The organism is Marinobacter sp. M1C, assembly GCF_023314135.1.
Lineage (GTDB): Bacteria > Pseudomonadota > Gammaproteobacteria > Pseudomonadales > Oleiphilaceae > Marinobacter.
This window is the reverse complement of sequence record NZ_CP092289.1, coordinates 4,489,376-4,502,889: the sequence shown is the minus strand read 5'-3', so window position 1 is coordinate 4,502,889 and position 13,514 is coordinate 4,489,376. Positions and strand designations below refer to the sequence as shown.

Sequence of the window (13,514 nt, the reverse complement as noted above, 5' to 3'; positions counted from 1 at the left end):
GGGTAAATGGAGAAAGCTATGCCAGGGGTAAACGATACGCACAAAGTTGAAGCGCTGGGCTCGCAGGGAATTTACAGAAGTATCGCTAACCAGATCAGCTGGGTGATCATCGGCGTCAGCGTTTTTGTGTTTCTGTCATGGGTCTTTGATATCGAAGCCGGGAAGCGAGTGCTGCCCGCCTTACAGTCAATGAAGTTCAACACGGCAGTCTGCTTCATCGCTTGTGGCGTCATTCTGAGGCGTAAGTTAGGCGCTAAGGCGCCCGGCCGCGATCCGGTCGCGGCGTTTTTGATTGTTTTTATACTTCTGGTATCGGGCCTCACGATTTTCGAATATGCGTCAGGTTGGTCGCTTGGCATCGATAATCTTGTGTTTTTGGACACGGCAACCGCGCCAGAGAACGGGCCCGGGCGGATGTCGGGAGCCACGGCGCTGTGTTTCAGCTTGATCGGTTTCGCGTGGCTGGCCAGTATGTCTCCGATACGCCACTCCACTGTGATGATGCAACTTCTCGCCTTGGCAATGACCATTATCAGCAGCGCAGCGCTGATCGGCTTTGTGTTTGGCGTGAAGGAGTTCAGGTTGCCTGTTTTCTCGACTATGGCCCTGCACACGGCCTTGCTGTTCGTGCTCTGTGGTCTGGGCACTCTGCTCGTGCAGCCCGGCGAAGGCCTCATGAGCTCGGCCACCAGTCGTTACATTGGTGGCCGTTCGCTGCGGCGCCTGCTGCCGTTCATTGCGGTGACTCCAATCCTTACGAGCTGGCTGAGCATGCAGGGCGTGTTGGCTGGCTACTATTCCGAGGCATTCGGCTTCGCACTGAGCAGTCTGTCCAGCATCCTGGTGCTGGGCTTTGTCAGCTGGCTTGGTGCCGACGCGCTCAACTGTGAGGAAGAACGCTTCCGCTCCACCATCGACGCTTCCCCTGTGGCCACAATTATGATCGATCAGAATGGCGTTATCCGGATGGCCAACCGGCTCGTACATTCAGTCTTTCGTTACCCGGATCATGGGTTGGTGGGGCTATCTGTTGAGCAATTGCTACCCGATCAGTTCCGTCAGAGCCATAAAGGTTACCGCCGTGAGTACATGCGCAACCCCGCGCAGCGAATCATAGGGGAAGGGCGCGAGCTGTTCGCTTTGCGCCAGGACGGCACCGAATTTCGTGCCGAAATCGCGCTGAACCCGGTTCAGACGGCTGATGGTCGCTATGTTATGGCAGCTGTTGTGGACATTACCGACCGTGTGGCGTCCGAGCAGAAAATGCTGCGCCTTAACCGCATGCACAAAGTGTTAAGCGGTATTAACACCCTCATTGTGCGCACCCAGACTCGCGATGCGCTCTTCGAGGCAGCGACACGCATCGCGGTGGAAGACGGCGAGCTGCCTGCCGCGTTAATAGTGCAGTACGACAGCAAACTGCAGCAGTGCAAAATTCTACACGCGCACGCCGCCGAAGAGCAGATTGAAGATCGGCTGTTGACGGGCTCCGAGGTGGACTCCATCCGCGAGTGCGTGCAGCAACATCGCGTTGTTGTGCGTAATGACTTGACCGGGCACCCTGACGACGACTCTGCAGGTCTCGCCAAGCTTGGTATACGTGCCTTGGCAGCGTTCCCGCTGACTTCAAATAACCATTCACCGGAAGTGGTCTTATTGCTGTGCGGGCGCGAGTCGTTTTTTTTCGACGAGCCGGAACTCAAGCTTTTACTGGAAGTGGCCGGCGATATCTCATTCGCGATTGCCAACCTGGATAAAAGCCAGAAGCTCGCGTATCTCGCGCATTTTGACAAAGTTACCGACCTGCCAAACCGCCGGCTGCTTACCGACCGGCTTCAGCAGGCCATGTTTCAGGCCGACAGCTATCAGAGCATTGTTAGTATTTTGTATATGGACATTGATCGCTTTAAGCAGGTCAACGACAGCTTTGGTCATGCTGGCGGCGACGAGGTGCTCCGACAGGTGGCTGAGCGGGTTAGCGCATGCGTAGGCAAGGCCGATACGGTATCCCGTTGGGGTGGCGACGAATTCATTGTTCTACTTCCTGGCCAGAGCGCCGGTGATGCCGCCGGGATCGCCAACGCTATTAGTGGGGCGTTGCACTCGCTCATTGTTTTGGGTGGCAGTCGGGAATTGTTTGTCTCGTGCAGCATTGGCATCGCGGAGTATCCCCATCAAGGCAGAAACATGGATGCACTGATCAACAGTGCAAGAAGCGCGATGTCCGTGATTAAGGAACAAGGGGGCAATGATTACCAACATTTTGTATCGGGAGGCGACCAGAAATTCGATGACGGGTTGGAGCTGGAAACACCATTGAGACAGGCGCTGGGGCAGAGTCAGTTTCAGCTGTACTATCAGCCCCAGATTGATATTGTCTCCGGACGGGTTATCGGGCTAGAGGCCCTCTTGCGCTGGCATCATCCTACGCAGGGCATGATTGCCCCGGACCGCTTCATTCCTTTGGCCGAAAAGACCGGATTAATCATACCCATCGGCGAATGGGTGCTGCGCGAGGCCTGTCGCCAAGTCGCCGCCCAGCAAGGGCTGAAAGTGGCGGTGAACCTGTCCGCCCGACAGTTCCATCAGCGAGATCTAGTGGCCATGACCCGTCGAATTCTGGATGAAACCGGTATGCCGCCGGCGAACCTGGAGCTGGAGATCACGGAAAGCGCTCTGATCTACGATGTTGAACTGGCCATCGCCACCATGGAGCAGTTGAACGAGCTGGGCGTGAGCGTTTCACTGGACGACTTTGGCACGGGCTATTCCAGCTTGAGTTACCTGAAGCGCTTCCCTATCGACATGCTCAAGATCGACAAATCTTTTATTGACGAAGTGACGACAGACCCCGGCAGCAACGTGATTGTTAAAACCATCATCGTTATGGCTCACAGTCTGGGGCTTAAGGTCATCGCCGAAGGCGTGGAAACCAAGGAGCAGCTTGCAATGCTGCGCGAACACGGTTGCGACCAGGCTCAGGGTTATCTCATTGCACGTCCGTTGCCCTGCCAGGAGGCTCTGGAAATAGCGGCCCAAACGTTCGTTGTCCCGACGTCATGATTGACGCCAAAACGGAGCACGAGACTTAGATAAATGTCCAAGCCAATATTCTCGTGGTTTTATTGCCCTGCTTCATTTCTATTTCCCGTACGTCAATTGCGCCAAGTTTAAGAATCAGTTTTTTTGCCGGCTTTACATTGTCAATTTTCGAAACCAGGCTTGTAAACCAGCGGCATTGAGTTGAAAAAACCTGGCTTTCTTTTATGAGTTTTTTAAGGAACAGTCGCTCGCCACCTTTACACCAAAGCTCGGCTTCCAGGCCGCCAAAATTAAGAGTGGAAGACGGGGTTTTTTGCTCACCGCGGTTACGAGCAAGGTTGTTAATTTTACGTTGGCTGCCTGTTAGAGCTTCCTCTTGCGACCCATGAAACGGCGGGTTGCATACACTGACATCAAAGAATTCCCCGGTTTGAATGATTCCTTCAAAAATGTGATTTTTATCGTGTTGCGTGCGCAGTGTAAAACGGTCTTTTAGGGAGGGGTTATTAGCAATAATCGAGGTTACATTTTCAAGCGACTGATGGTTAATATCACTACCCACAGACCGCCAACCGTATATTTGGCATGCTAGTAGCGGGTATATCCCATTCGCACCCGTTCCTATATCAAGTAACGAAATGTTGGGCTGGGTATTAGCTTGGTTTGTCGTAGGCTCGCCAACGCCAAGCAACTCGGCTACGTAATGGATGTAGTCGGCTCTGCCGGGAATAGGCGGGCAAAGAGCACCCTCTGGAATGTCCCAATCAATAACGCCGTAGTATCGCTTTAATAGTGCGGTATTCAGGGCTTTTACGGCCAGTGGGTTTGCGAATTCTATGGAAAGGTTGCCGTAAGCATTTTTACGCACATAGGGGGCGAGTGGCGGACAGCTTTTTACAAGCGATGGAAAATCATAGCCCTGCTTGTGCAGATTTCTTGGGTGTAGACCTTTGCGATCAGGCTTGGCTTGGTTCTTTTTACGTCGGTAAAGTGTGCTCACAGTAATATATCCGAAGTTTAGAATTTAAAAGTGAAACGAAGCCACCATCGCGTGACCATCAATTGACATGTGTAACGTGACAAATTACACTCGCGTACCGCGATTGAAACCTGGCAGGCAGGAGCAGCAAACGATTTCGATAAATGACCAGTGGCGTATGTGCTTTTCTTTTGACGATGGTAATACGTACAAGGTCATATGCAACAACCACTGGGAGAGATAATAACTGTGGCTATTCCTGACACTGGCAGTATGCAGCACAAGCCGACCCATCCTGGTGAAATGTTAAGAGAGGATTTCATCCCAGACTACGACCTAACGGTCGCTGGATTGGCTGAATCTTTGGGGGTATCTCGCCAGTCCGTCAATGAGCTGCTGCGAGAGCGCCGTGCGGTCAGCCCTGAAATGGCATTACGGCTTGCGCGTTTGTTTGGTAATTCTCCGGAGTTTTGGCTGAATGCGCAGCACGCTGTTGATTTGTGGACTGCAGCGTTATCGGTCAAGGAGGAAGTTGACCGAATCACACCGCTAGACGCTGCGTAAACAGTTCGTGTAGCGAGATTAGACATTGTAGAAATGGACAGATAAACCAACATTTAACCGAGAGAATACTATGAGCAAGAAACCCGCAAAAGATTCAGTAACAACGGCCTCAATTGAAGAGCAAACAGCGGCTTTTTTAAAGGCTGGCGGAGCGGTTCATTATGTCGTTAAAGGTAAAAGTGGGCAAATTGCCCCTGCAGGCCCGAAGCCTGTTACTCCGAAGCCAGTTACTCCGAAGCCGGTTGCCCCGAAAAATGACTGATGTGTCCGTTGGTTGGCACTGAAGTTCTTGCCAAACTCATTAAAAAGCATTGCTTGTTTTGCTGCGCCTTGGGGTGGCTTTTGCGCTTTACCCCAAAGCACTGCTGTACAAAGAAACGTCTTTTATATCGCCGTTAAAGCTTAGCAAGTTTCTGGGCATTCAAACCATTCCCGTATTAGAAGTGGAGTCTATTGATGAAGCCAAAAGACATCGTGGCGCAGTTCGTTGCTGATATCCAAGCCCAGCGTTTTGATGAGGCAAAGGCCTTGCTGGTTACGGACGGATTTGAATATGTTGGGCCAAACATGCGTTTCGTGAACCCGGATGACTTGATGGCCTACCAATTCGGGATGGTCGCTATTCAGAAAGCCCTGATTCTCCGTCAGCTCAGTGCCGATGAAGAACACGTATTCGCAATTCTGGATTACCGGACCAATTTTGAACCGATTGGCGATGTACGGCTGGCAGTCTGGTTTAGTGTTCTAGGCGACAAAATCCAAAAGGTCGAAGCTTTCTATAATGCGGCCGTCGTTGAAAACATGTTGGGGGGCAACCTCCCCCAATCGACGGTTAAGGCTGCTGCTGATAAAACCGCTGAATAGCTGTTAATAGCTGCTTTATATCGTTGTTATCAACGTCACGGTGGGTCACAAAGCGAATAGGCTCACCGGCGGTGATGAGAATCCCTTGGCTCGCCAGATAATCGCGCAGCGCCGCGGCTTTGCCCGAGCGGCAGCGGGCGTAAACGATGTTGGTCTGGGTGCGGCTTGGGTCAATTTCCAGTTCTGAAATGGCGGCAAGCCCGGTACTCAGGCATTGGGCGTTTTCATGGTCTTCTTGCAGTCGCAGTGGCCCTTGCTCCAGGGCGATTCGCCCGGCTGCTGCCAGTATGCCAGCCTGGCGCATGCCGCCGCCGAGCATTTTGCGCAGGCGTGTTGCTCGCTCGATAAAGGCTGTTGAACCTAATAACAGCGATCCCACTGGTGCGCTCAGTCCCTTCGACAGGCAAACGCTGACGGAATCGTAGTGCTTGGTTATATCCGTTACATCACAGTTTGATTTTACCGCTGCGTTAAATACCCGGGCTCCGTCCAGGTGAAGCTGCAACCGGTGGTCATCACAAAAGGCGCGAGCCTGGCGCTGGTAGTCCAGTGAAAGCACTTTGCCGCCGATGGTGTTTTCCAGCGATAGCATGCGCGTTATGGCGAAATGAAAGTCATCGGGTTTTATCGCTGCGCGTGCCTTGTCGAGGTTGATGCTGCCGTCTGGCTCATTCTCGATGGGCTGAGGTTGCACACTTCCAAGTACGGCGGCGCCACCGCCTTCGTAGCGATAGTTGTGCGCTGACTGGCCGCACAGGTATTCGTCGCCGCGACCGCAGTGGCTCATGATGGCCAACAGATTGGCCTGGGTGCCGCTGGCCGCAAACAGGGCCGATTCGAAGCCCAGCCGCTCGGTTGCATAGGCTTGTAGGCTGTTCACGGTTGGGTCTTCACCGTAAACATCGTCGCCAACCTCCGCGTAGGCCATGGCCTCGCGCATTTCCCGGGTAGGCCGGGTAACGGTGTCACTGCGGAAATCAATCATGGTGGCGCTCTTTTGCATCATCGCTAATGTGTGAAATAGGTCGTGGCATCCTACAGCGAAAGGCAGGAGGCGATTCAACCTTCGTGGCGGCTGAAGTCTATGGGGTCCAGCCGATAAAAACCGCGCAGTGCGTCGTAAACGTCCGGTTGTTCGGCTTTTAGATGTTTTGGCTGCTGAAAAAAAGCCTCTGTAAGCACCGCAAAAAACTCGGCAGGCTTGGTGGCGCCGTAGGGGTCAAGCCAGCTTTTCTGATGGTGCTGCAAGCTGGATCGCAGGTTCTCATACGCTTTGGTCATGGTTTGTTGCCACACTTGGGCTTGCTCGCCGCTTAGCGGCGGAGCGCCGTCTGCAGTGCCGTCCAGGTAGTCCAGTTGGTGGGCGAACTCATGAAGAATAACGTTGTGCGGGCCGTCTGAATTCATCGCGCCTTCCTCGCATTCAGACCACGCCAACACCACTTGCCCCCGGTTAGATGCCTCGCCCGCACGAACCTGATCACTAACACTCACCACGATGCCATCGCTCTGTGCCGTTTGTACGCGATACACATCCGGGTACACCAGAATGCTGCGAACATCGTCATAAGAGGCATAGGGGCGGGCCAGAATAAGCAGGCAGGCGTGGCCTGCAATGGTTATTTTTACCCGCTCGTCCACATCAAAGCCGGCGCAGCCGTAGAATGCCTTTTCGGAAAGAAAAAGCTGAACGTATTCTTCCAGCTGCTTTTTCAGGGGCGGGGGAAGTTTTTGATAGAGTGGCATATGGGCCCGCAGCAACGTGCGCCAGGCTTTTGGAAAAGGCTGTTGCAGTTCACGCTGTCGCCGCCAGTTGCGGTAGAAAAACAGGTAAAATATCGCGAAAGCGATGAGCGCCAGAGCAAACACGGCGAATACAAGTGGCGAAGACAATGTGGCTGTGTCCTGTCTGGAGGGCGTTTTTGCCATCTTATCCTATTCATCTATGAGGTGTTGTTATGTCGAATAAACGAGTAGTGGTCATCACCGGTGCCAACCGCGGAATAGGCCTGGAGCTAGCCCGGCTTTTTGCTGCAAAGGGCTGTGAGGTAATTGGTGTGTGTCGTGAAACGTCGGCTGAGCTGGCAGAAGCGGCCGCAAAGGTTGTTGACGGTGTGGATGTGACAACCGACACCGGTGTGAAAAGGCTGATGGCCGGCCTGCAGGGCGTTAAAATCGACGTACTGATAAACAACGCGGGTCTGTTGCAGGACGAAGTACTGGGCAGCATCGATTTTGACTCCCTGCGTACCCAGATGGAGATCAATGCCTACGCACCGTTGCGAATCGCCGAAGCCCTGTTCCCGCAAATGCCTTCCGGTGGCAAGATCGCGAATATCACCAGCCGCATGGGGTCGATTGCGGATAACGACTCCGGCGGTCGCTACGGTTACCGTGCCTCCAAAGCCGCATTGAACGCGTTTGCGAAATCTCTGGCGACAGACTTGAAACCCCACGGTATCGCCGTCGCTCAGCTGCACCCGGGCTATGTGAAAACTCGCATGGTGAATTTCGGCGGGCTGATTACGCCAGAAGAGTCCGCGAAAGGATTGGTTGCGCTGATTGAAGGGCTGAATCTGGAGAATTCCGGAACCTTCTGGCACAGCAACGGCGAGCAGTTGCCCTGGTAAGTAGAGGTGAAGGGTAGAAGGAACGGCGTGGTAAAGTGTCGCGCTTGAATATAGAGTATCGCGCCTGAATATTGCGGTGAATCCTTTGCCGGTGTGTTGACGACTTTTGAGGTTTTTATGGCCCGTTTTGAACTGCTGGGTACCGCCACCATTCCGGGTAAAGGCACGGAGCTGCGACTGCTCCAGCGCAATGATGAGTTTTCGATCAAAATTGCCGGCAAGTCCGGTGAGCTGATGAACAGCCGCCTTCACGGCTCCGAAGATGCCCTGGCAACGCTTGCTTGCGAGCGGATTGCCAATCACCCCGCACCGCGCGTGCTAATCGGCGGTTTGGGCATGGGCTTTACGCTGGCCGCGGCCCTGGGCGCTTTGGGTGATAAGGCTGAAGTAATCGTGGCCGAGTTGGTGCCGGACGTAGTGGAATGGAATCGCGGGCCATTGGGCCTTGCGGCGGGTTATCCCTTGAATGATCCCAGAACCAAAGTGCACGTCGGCGACGTGGTGCAGCTGATCAAAGATTCGCCGGGCCATTATGACGCCATTTTGCTGGATATCGACAACGGTCCCGAAGGAATGACCCGTAAGGAAAATGACTGGCTGTACACCGCCGCCGGTATTGCTGCCGCCCAGGCCGCGCTGACGTCCGAAGGCATTCTGGCGTACTGGTCGGCAGGGCAGGACCCTACCTTTACCGAAAGGATCAAGCGTACCGGGCTTTCTGTTGAGCCGGTGACGGTGCGTGCCCATCGCCCCGGAAAGGGCGCGAAGCATGTCATCTGGCTGGCGTGGTAGCGCGTTTTGGTTATGAGCGTTCTTTATAAGTGCTCTGTGTGTGCATTCCCTATCAGTATTACGGCTTGAATTAAGGAACTCCGATTAATGTCCTGGATGGTCATGGTTACTCAGATTCTCCTGCCGGTGCTGCTGCTGTTTTGGTTTGCACGGTTTCCGGCGGCTGGCTTTCTAGCCTTTGGGCTTCAGGCGATTTCGGTTGGCGCGGTTATTCTAGGGATAGGGCTCGCGGCTTTATGGACGATGCCGCCTTTCTGGGTGCCGTATCTTTACGGCGTTGTGTTCCTGTCGACCATGGCTTGGCATCTTGTGCGAGGCAGCTCCCTGGGCAACGGATTTTGGCAAGCGTCAGCCGGGCCAACCACGCTGGTGCTGATGGCAGCCGGGTTAGGCTCGATCGGCGGTTATATGAGTTACCTGGCGTTGCTGGGCCGGGAACTCCCGCAGGTAGGCACCGTGAATATCGCACTGCCCTTCGGCGATGGCGACTATCTGGTGACGTATGGGGGCTCAGGCAGCCTAGTCAATATTCACCTGCATACACTGGACGAATCGGTAGAGCGATTCCGGCCCTGGCGGGGCCAGAGCCGCGCGCTCGACATTGTACGGATTACGCCGTTTGGCCGTCATGTAGAAGGCTGGCAACCCGCTGACCCAACTCGTTATGTCACCTTCGGTACACCGGTATTAGCACCCTGTAAGGGAGAAATCGCCAGAATTGTTGACGGTGTTCAGGACATGCAGGTTCCTGAATTGGACCCCGAGAATATAGCGGGCAATTACGTTGCTGTTGATTGCGGTGATTTCTTTGTGGTGTTGGCGCATTTGCGCCAGGGCAGCATTCAGGTACGGGCCGGAGACAGTCTGGAAATTGGTGACAAGCTTGGGGAGATGGGTAATTCTGGTAACAGTTCAGAGCCGCATTTGCACGTGCATGCCCAAAGAGGCCTGCCCGAAGAGGCTCCGCTAAGCGGAAAGCCTTTGGCTTTGACGATCAACGGAGACTTTTACATTCGAAACGACAGGATTAAGGTCTCGGGCCCCGGCGCCGCACAAGATTAATCCTCACGCACAACGAAAACCGACACGTTACTGTGTCTGACGATGTTTGCACCGTTCGAGTGGAGAATGTGCAATCGATCGCCGGTGCCAGGCGGGTGTGACGCCATGATGACCAGGTCTGCACCGGTGTCTTTGATGGCTTCCAGTAAACGGTCATCCAGTTCCACGGCGGTATCTGCCGTCGAGATCACTTTGCTGTCGGTAGCGACGCCGTGTAACTTTCCCTGCTCTTGGGCAAAAGTGTTGAGATTTTTGGCCAGTTCTTCCGGATTGTGTGCGGCGGCGGAAGGGGCCGTGTTGGTGACCGCGATGTAGCAGAGTGCGGCGTTATAGTGCTTGGCGATGTCGATTGCCGTGTTGAGCGCCTTCGACATTTGCGCCGTACGTGACAGGTCGACGGGCACGAGAATTTTGCGATACATAGTGTTTCTCCTTATCCCAATTCAAGCGTGGAGCCATTTCCTTCCACAATCAAAAGCGTGGCAGTAATTCCCGGATATTGCCACGTATGAAGGCTTAAAAGGCGGAATATGGCGCCTTTCTATCTTCCACGCCAGACTTCAAGGGTACACAAAAAGTGAGGTGTTTCTATGGATCTCCAGAGAGCGTTTGGTGGTGGGCGCTAATGACTCACCTGAAGCAGGCAGTTTGGGTGATGATTGTGGCAATTCTCGGAGTTGGCAACGTTATGGCGACCGAAGAAGCTGAATACACGCTTGTACTCAAAGATCAGGATTTTGAGGTGCGCGATTACGAGCCACACATCCTGGCCGAAACCGTCGTAGACGGAAAGTTTTCTAACGCCGGTAATAAGGCATTCGGCCGGTTGTTCAAATACATCTCCGGCGATAACACGTCCCAGCAGAAAATTGAAATGACCTCACCGGTGGCGCAGAAAGCCGAAAGCGAAAAGATTGATATGACCTCGCCGGTCGGTCAGCAGAGGGTAAACGACAACTGGGTAGTAAGTTTCATGATGCCCGCGTCTTATACAATGGAGACGCTGCCGCAGCCCAAAGATCCCAAAATAACTCTACGGCAGGTTCCCATCCAGCGCATGGCGGTGGTGCGCTACTCAGGCACCTGGAGTGAAAAAGGTTACCGGAACCATAGAGACAAGTTGAACGCCTGGGCAAAGGAAAACGACTTCCGCGTGATTGGCAAGCCAGCTTGGGCGCGTTACAACCCGCCCTTTATGCCCTGGTTTTTGCGGCGCAATGAGGTTTTGATGCCGATCGCGATGCCGTCAGACAATCCGTAAACGCAACATTGCCTGCATCCAAACACTGCGGGAAAACGTAATGTTCTGGACACTTCTGTTTAGCTAGAGCACGCGCTATGGGCCCAGTCGACGAGTCACGAATTATTGAAATGGCGTGGGAAGACCGCACGCCATTTGAAGCCATCCAACAGCTGTACGGACTGTCAGAACCCGAGGTTATCCGGTTTATGCGCAAATCACTCAAGCCCGGCAGTTTCAGGTTGTGGCGAACGCGGGTGTCCGGTCGTGCAACAAAACACCTGAAGCTGCGCAGCCCAGACGTGGGGCGGGGTTATTGCCCGACGCAATACAAGCAACGCTGATTCCTTTCCACCTGCGCAGTCTAACCTTTCCACCTTCACAGCCTGACCCTTCAACCCTGCGTGCCTGGCTCTTCTAATCCTGCATTTTTGCCCCTCCAACGGTCGCACGCTGCTGCGCCAGTTGATGTCTTTACGCCAAGTCATAAGCTGACGCTTTCGCAAGACGCCGTCAGCGTTTTTTCTTACAGCCCCCTCTATGCCTGATCCATTTGTTCCTTGACAGTTATCTAAATTCGCCATATAACATCCATATGGATTCTATTTGGAATCCATATGGAGTTTTAAAGGATTCGGTCAGTGCTAGTCAACAAGGAAAAGCGATGAGCGTGCATGAGATAAGACGCAAAACAGGCGACACCACCGAAAAGCTCACTATCAACCTTGGTGTGGTAGACCTGGGGCAGGTTGATCTGCTGGTACAAGAAGGGTTTTATTCTAATCGCAGCGATCTGATCCGCACGGCGATTCGCAACCAGTTAGCAATCCATGCAGAAGTGGTCAAGGAAACGGTTGCTCGCAAGACATATGTGCTGGGTTTGCAGTATTACAGCCGTCGTGATCTTGAGGCACTACAGGCGAAGGGAGAGGTATTACAAATTCAAGTGCTAGGGCTGGCGAATATTGCCGAGGATGTTTCTCCCGAACTTGCCTTGGCAACGATTGAATCCATCGCCGTTCTAGGCGCTCTGCAGGCCAGCAAGGCGGTCAAGGCCGCCCTGGCGGACAGAATCTATTAATGGCGTATTCATTCACGCCGAGGAGCCTTTTAATGAATCTTCCAACCAATGAAACGCTTGCGGCCAGCTTGCAAGAGGCCACGCGATTGACCCATGCGGGCCGATTGCAGGAAGCGACCGCAATGATACAGCGGGCGCTGAACGGCACGCCAGACCAGGCTCAAACCTCAGCCCCACGACAGCCCTTTACTGCTCATCGTAATGTCAATGGCTTGGGCGATCTTCTGTGCGGTAAACTATCGGGTTTGCCCGGGTTGAAAACAGGTCTGAACACAGGTTTGGCATCTTCCGTCGAAGCGCCACCCGAAGGTGCAACGTTTAACAGTGGCACTTTTACGAATCAATCGGGCAGCCGCGACTACAAACTGTACGTTCCCAGTGGTTATCACGGCCAGTCCCTGCCGCTGGTGGTTATGCTGCACGGATGTACCCAGAATCCGGATGATTTTGCGGCTGGTACGGGTATGAACACGCTGGCGGAATCGCAGTTGTGTCTGGTGCTCTATCCCGCTCAAACGGCTTCTGCCAACCAATCCAAGTGTTGGAACTGGTTCAAACCAAGCGATCAACAACGCGAGAACGGCGAACCGGCAATCCTTGCCGGTATGACGCGGCAGATTGTCGATGAGTATAAGTTGGACGAGCAACGGGTTTATGTGGCCGGATTGTCCGCCGGCGGTGCCATGGCAACCACCCTTGCAATGACCCACCCGGACTTGTACGCAGCGGTGGGGGTGCATTCTGGCCTGCCCCACGGTGCCGCACACAGTATAGCTTCAGCACTTGCGGCCATGCGAGGTGATGCTGCGCCTCTTGCAAGCCGTAATAACAAGAGGGCGGGTGCTGGCGCAACGTCGTCAATGGATCAGAAAATTCCCGCCATCATATTCCACGGTGACCGCGATACCACGGTACACCCCGGCAATGGCGACCGCGTTGCGGCCCAGTATTCTGGCTCTATCGGCTCAGGCAGCGGACCGAAAAACGCGATTGACACCAAAAGTGAACAAGGGAAGGTGCCCAACGGCCATGCCTATACCCGCACGACTCATCATGATGCCAACGGCAAGGCTATTGTTGAACAGTGGTCGATTCACGGCGCCGGCCACGCCTGGGCCGGTGGTGCGCCTCAAGGCTCGTATACCGACCCAAAAGGTCCGGATGCGACTGGGGAAATGCTGCGCTTTTTCCTGACGCATTCAAAAGTCGAGCAGCGGTAGACGTCACGTTAAGGGCAATCGTAAGCCGGCTATTAGCGGC

The 13,514-nt window shown here is 54.0% G+C and carries 15 protein-coding genes; 11 read left to right on the top strand and 4 right to left on the bottom strand.

Translation table 11 applies throughout. The features are described 5' to 3' along the window. Positions 1–18 precede the first annotated feature (18 nt). Entirely contained in the window at positions 19–3,063 is a 3,045-nt protein-coding gene (locus MIH19_RS21135; RefSeq protein WP_249006740.1) for an EAL domain-containing protein, read from the top strand. Between the two features lie 25 nt (positions 3,064–3,088). Here the strand turns inward: MIH19_RS21135 and rlmF are convergent, their stop codons facing one another. Continuing rightward, a complete protein-coding gene (rlmF, locus tag MIH19_RS21130) occupies positions 3,089–4,042 on the bottom strand; it encodes a 23S rRNA (adenine(1618)-N(6))-methyltransferase RlmF (RefSeq protein ID WP_249006739.1) in 954 nt (317 codons plus the stop codon). A 228-nt stretch (positions 4,043–4,270) separates the two neighbouring features. Here rlmF and MIH19_RS21125 point away from each other — a divergent pair, with 228 nt between their 5' ends. From MIH19_RS21125 to MIH19_RS21115, 3 genes are all read left to right on the top strand, one after another. Beyond that, on the top strand, positions 4,271–4,585 hold the full coding sequence (locus tag MIH19_RS21125) for a HigA family addiction module antitoxin (RefSeq protein ID WP_249006738.1): 315 nt from the start codon (positions 4,271–4,273) through the stop codon (positions 4,583–4,585). Positions 4,586–4,655: 70 nt separating this feature from the next. Further along, entirely contained in the window at positions 4,656–4,847 is a 192-nt protein-coding gene (locus MIH19_RS21120) for a hypothetical protein (RefSeq protein WP_249006737.1), read from the top strand. Between the two features lie 194 nt (positions 4,848–5,041). Continuing rightward, entirely contained in the window at positions 5,042–5,449 is a 408-nt protein-coding gene (locus MIH19_RS21115) for a nuclear transport factor 2 family protein (protein WP_249006736.1), read from the top strand. On the opposite strand, the gene ltaE is transcribed toward MIH19_RS21115, so the two are convergent. Both ltaE and MIH19_RS21105 read right to left on the bottom strand, forming a co-directional pair. Further along, positions 5,418–6,434, bottom strand: a complete 1,017-nt coding sequence (gene ltaE, locus MIH19_RS21110) for a low-specificity L-threonine aldolase (protein WP_249006735.1) — start codon at positions 6,432–6,434, stop codon at positions 5,418–5,420. The genes MIH19_RS21115 and ltaE overlap by 32 nt on opposite strands. 74 nt (positions 6,435–6,508) lie before the next feature. Continuing rightward, positions 6,509–7,342 (bottom strand): M90 family metallopeptidase, encoded by an 834-nt coding sequence (locus tag MIH19_RS21105; RefSeq protein ID WP_249006734.1) that lies wholly within the window; start codon positions 7,340–7,342, stop codon positions 6,509–6,511. Between the two features lie 65 nt (positions 7,343–7,407). On the opposite strand from MIH19_RS21105, the gene MIH19_RS21100 reads away from it, so the two are divergent. The 3 genes from MIH19_RS21100 to MIH19_RS21090 all read left to right on the top strand — a co-directional run bounded on the left by MIH19_RS21100 (position 7,408) and on the right by MIH19_RS21090 (position 9,933). Continuing rightward, a complete protein-coding gene (locus MIH19_RS21100; RefSeq protein WP_249006733.1) occupies positions 7,408–8,079 on the top strand; it encodes an SDR family oxidoreductase in 672 nt (223 codons plus the stop codon). 117 nt (positions 8,080–8,196) lie between these two features. Then, on the top strand, positions 8,197–8,871 hold the full coding sequence (locus MIH19_RS21095) for a hypothetical protein (RefSeq protein ID WP_249006732.1): 675 nt from the start codon (positions 8,197–8,199) through the stop codon (positions 8,869–8,871). An 87-nt stretch (positions 8,872–8,958) separates the two neighbouring features. Continuing rightward, positions 8,959–9,933, top strand: coding sequence for a M23 family metallopeptidase (locus MIH19_RS21090; protein WP_249006731.1), 975 nt, complete (start codon positions 8,959–8,961; stop codon positions 9,931–9,933). Here the strand turns inward: MIH19_RS21090 and MIH19_RS21085 are convergent. Next, positions 9,930–10,355: a universal stress protein gene (locus MIH19_RS21085; RefSeq protein WP_249006730.1), complete on the bottom strand. Its 426-nt coding sequence runs from the start codon at positions 10,353–10,355 to the stop codon at positions 9,930–9,932. The two genes, MIH19_RS21090 and MIH19_RS21085, sit on opposite strands and share 4 nt — an antisense overlap. 203 nt (positions 10,356–10,558) lie before the next feature. Between MIH19_RS21085 and MIH19_RS21080 the strand changes: the two genes are divergently transcribed. The 4 genes from MIH19_RS21080 (at position 10,559) to MIH19_RS21065 (ending at position 13,474) form a co-directional block, all read left to right on the top strand. Further along, the gene (locus MIH19_RS21080; protein ID WP_249006729.1) at positions 10,559–11,194 is read left to right on the top strand and encodes a heme-binding protein; all 636 of its coding nucleotides are present in this window, start codon (positions 10,559–10,561) and stop codon (positions 11,192–11,194) included. Between the two features lie 77 nt (positions 11,195–11,271). Then, on the top strand, positions 11,272–11,517 hold the full coding sequence (locus tag MIH19_RS21075; protein WP_283164712.1) for a TIGR03643 family protein: 246 nt from the start codon (positions 11,272–11,274) through the stop codon (positions 11,515–11,517). Positions 11,518–11,837: 320 nt separating this feature from the next. Further along, entirely contained in the window at positions 11,838–12,254 is a 417-nt protein-coding gene (locus MIH19_RS21070; protein ID WP_249006728.1) for a CopG family transcriptional regulator, read from the top strand. Between the two features lie 32 nt (positions 12,255–12,286). Then, a complete protein-coding gene (locus MIH19_RS21065; protein ID WP_249006727.1) occupies positions 12,287–13,474 on the top strand; it encodes a PHB depolymerase family esterase in 1,188 nt (395 codons plus the stop codon). Positions 13,475–13,514 lie beyond the last annotated feature (40 nt).

Excerpts from the sequence above, each read along its gene's own strand:
- MIH19_RS21100 (WP_249006733.1), top strand. The coding sequence starts at position 7,408 with ATGTCGAATAAACGAGTAGTGGTCATCACCGGTGCCAACCGCGGAATA.
- MIH19_RS21085 (WP_249006730.1), bottom strand. The coding sequence starts at position 10,355 with ATGTATCGCAAAATTCTCGTGCCCGTCGACCTGTCACGTACGGCGCAA.
- MIH19_RS21120 (WP_249006737.1), top strand. The coding sequence starts at position 4,656 with ATGAGCAAGAAACCCGCAAAAGATTCAGTAACAACGGCCTCAATTGAA.
- MIH19_RS21070 (WP_249006728.1), top strand. The coding sequence starts at position 11,838 with ATGAGCGTGCATGAGATAAGACGCAAAACAGGCGACACCACCGAAAAG.
- MIH19_RS21090 (WP_249006731.1), top strand. The coding sequence starts at position 8,959 with ATGTCCTGGATGGTCATGGTTACTCAGATTCTCCTGCCGGTGCTGCTG.
- MIH19_RS21075 (WP_283164712.1), top strand. The coding sequence starts at position 11,272 with ATGGGCCCAGTCGACGAGTCACGAATTATTGAAATGGCGTGGGAAGAC.
- MIH19_RS21095 (WP_249006732.1), top strand. The coding sequence starts at position 8,197 with ATGGCCCGTTTTGAACTGCTGGGTACCGCCACCATTCCGGGTAAAGGC.
- MIH19_RS21065 (WP_249006727.1), top strand. The coding sequence starts at position 12,287 with ATGAATCTTCCAACCAATGAAACGCTTGCGGCCAGCTTGCAAGAGGCC.
- MIH19_RS21115 (WP_249006736.1), top strand. The coding sequence starts at position 5,042 with ATGAAGCCAAAAGACATCGTGGCGCAGTTCGTTGCTGATATCCAAGCC.
- ltaE (WP_249006735.1), bottom strand. The coding sequence starts at position 6,434 with ATGATTGATTTCCGCAGTGACACCGTTACCCGGCCTACCCGGGAAATG.
- MIH19_RS21135 (WP_249006740.1), top strand. The coding sequence starts at position 19 with ATGCCAGGGGTAAACGATACGCACAAAGTTGAAGCGCTGGGCTCGCAG.
- MIH19_RS21080 (WP_249006729.1), top strand. The coding sequence starts at position 10,559 with ATGACTCACCTGAAGCAGGCAGTTTGGGTGATGATTGTGGCAATTCTC.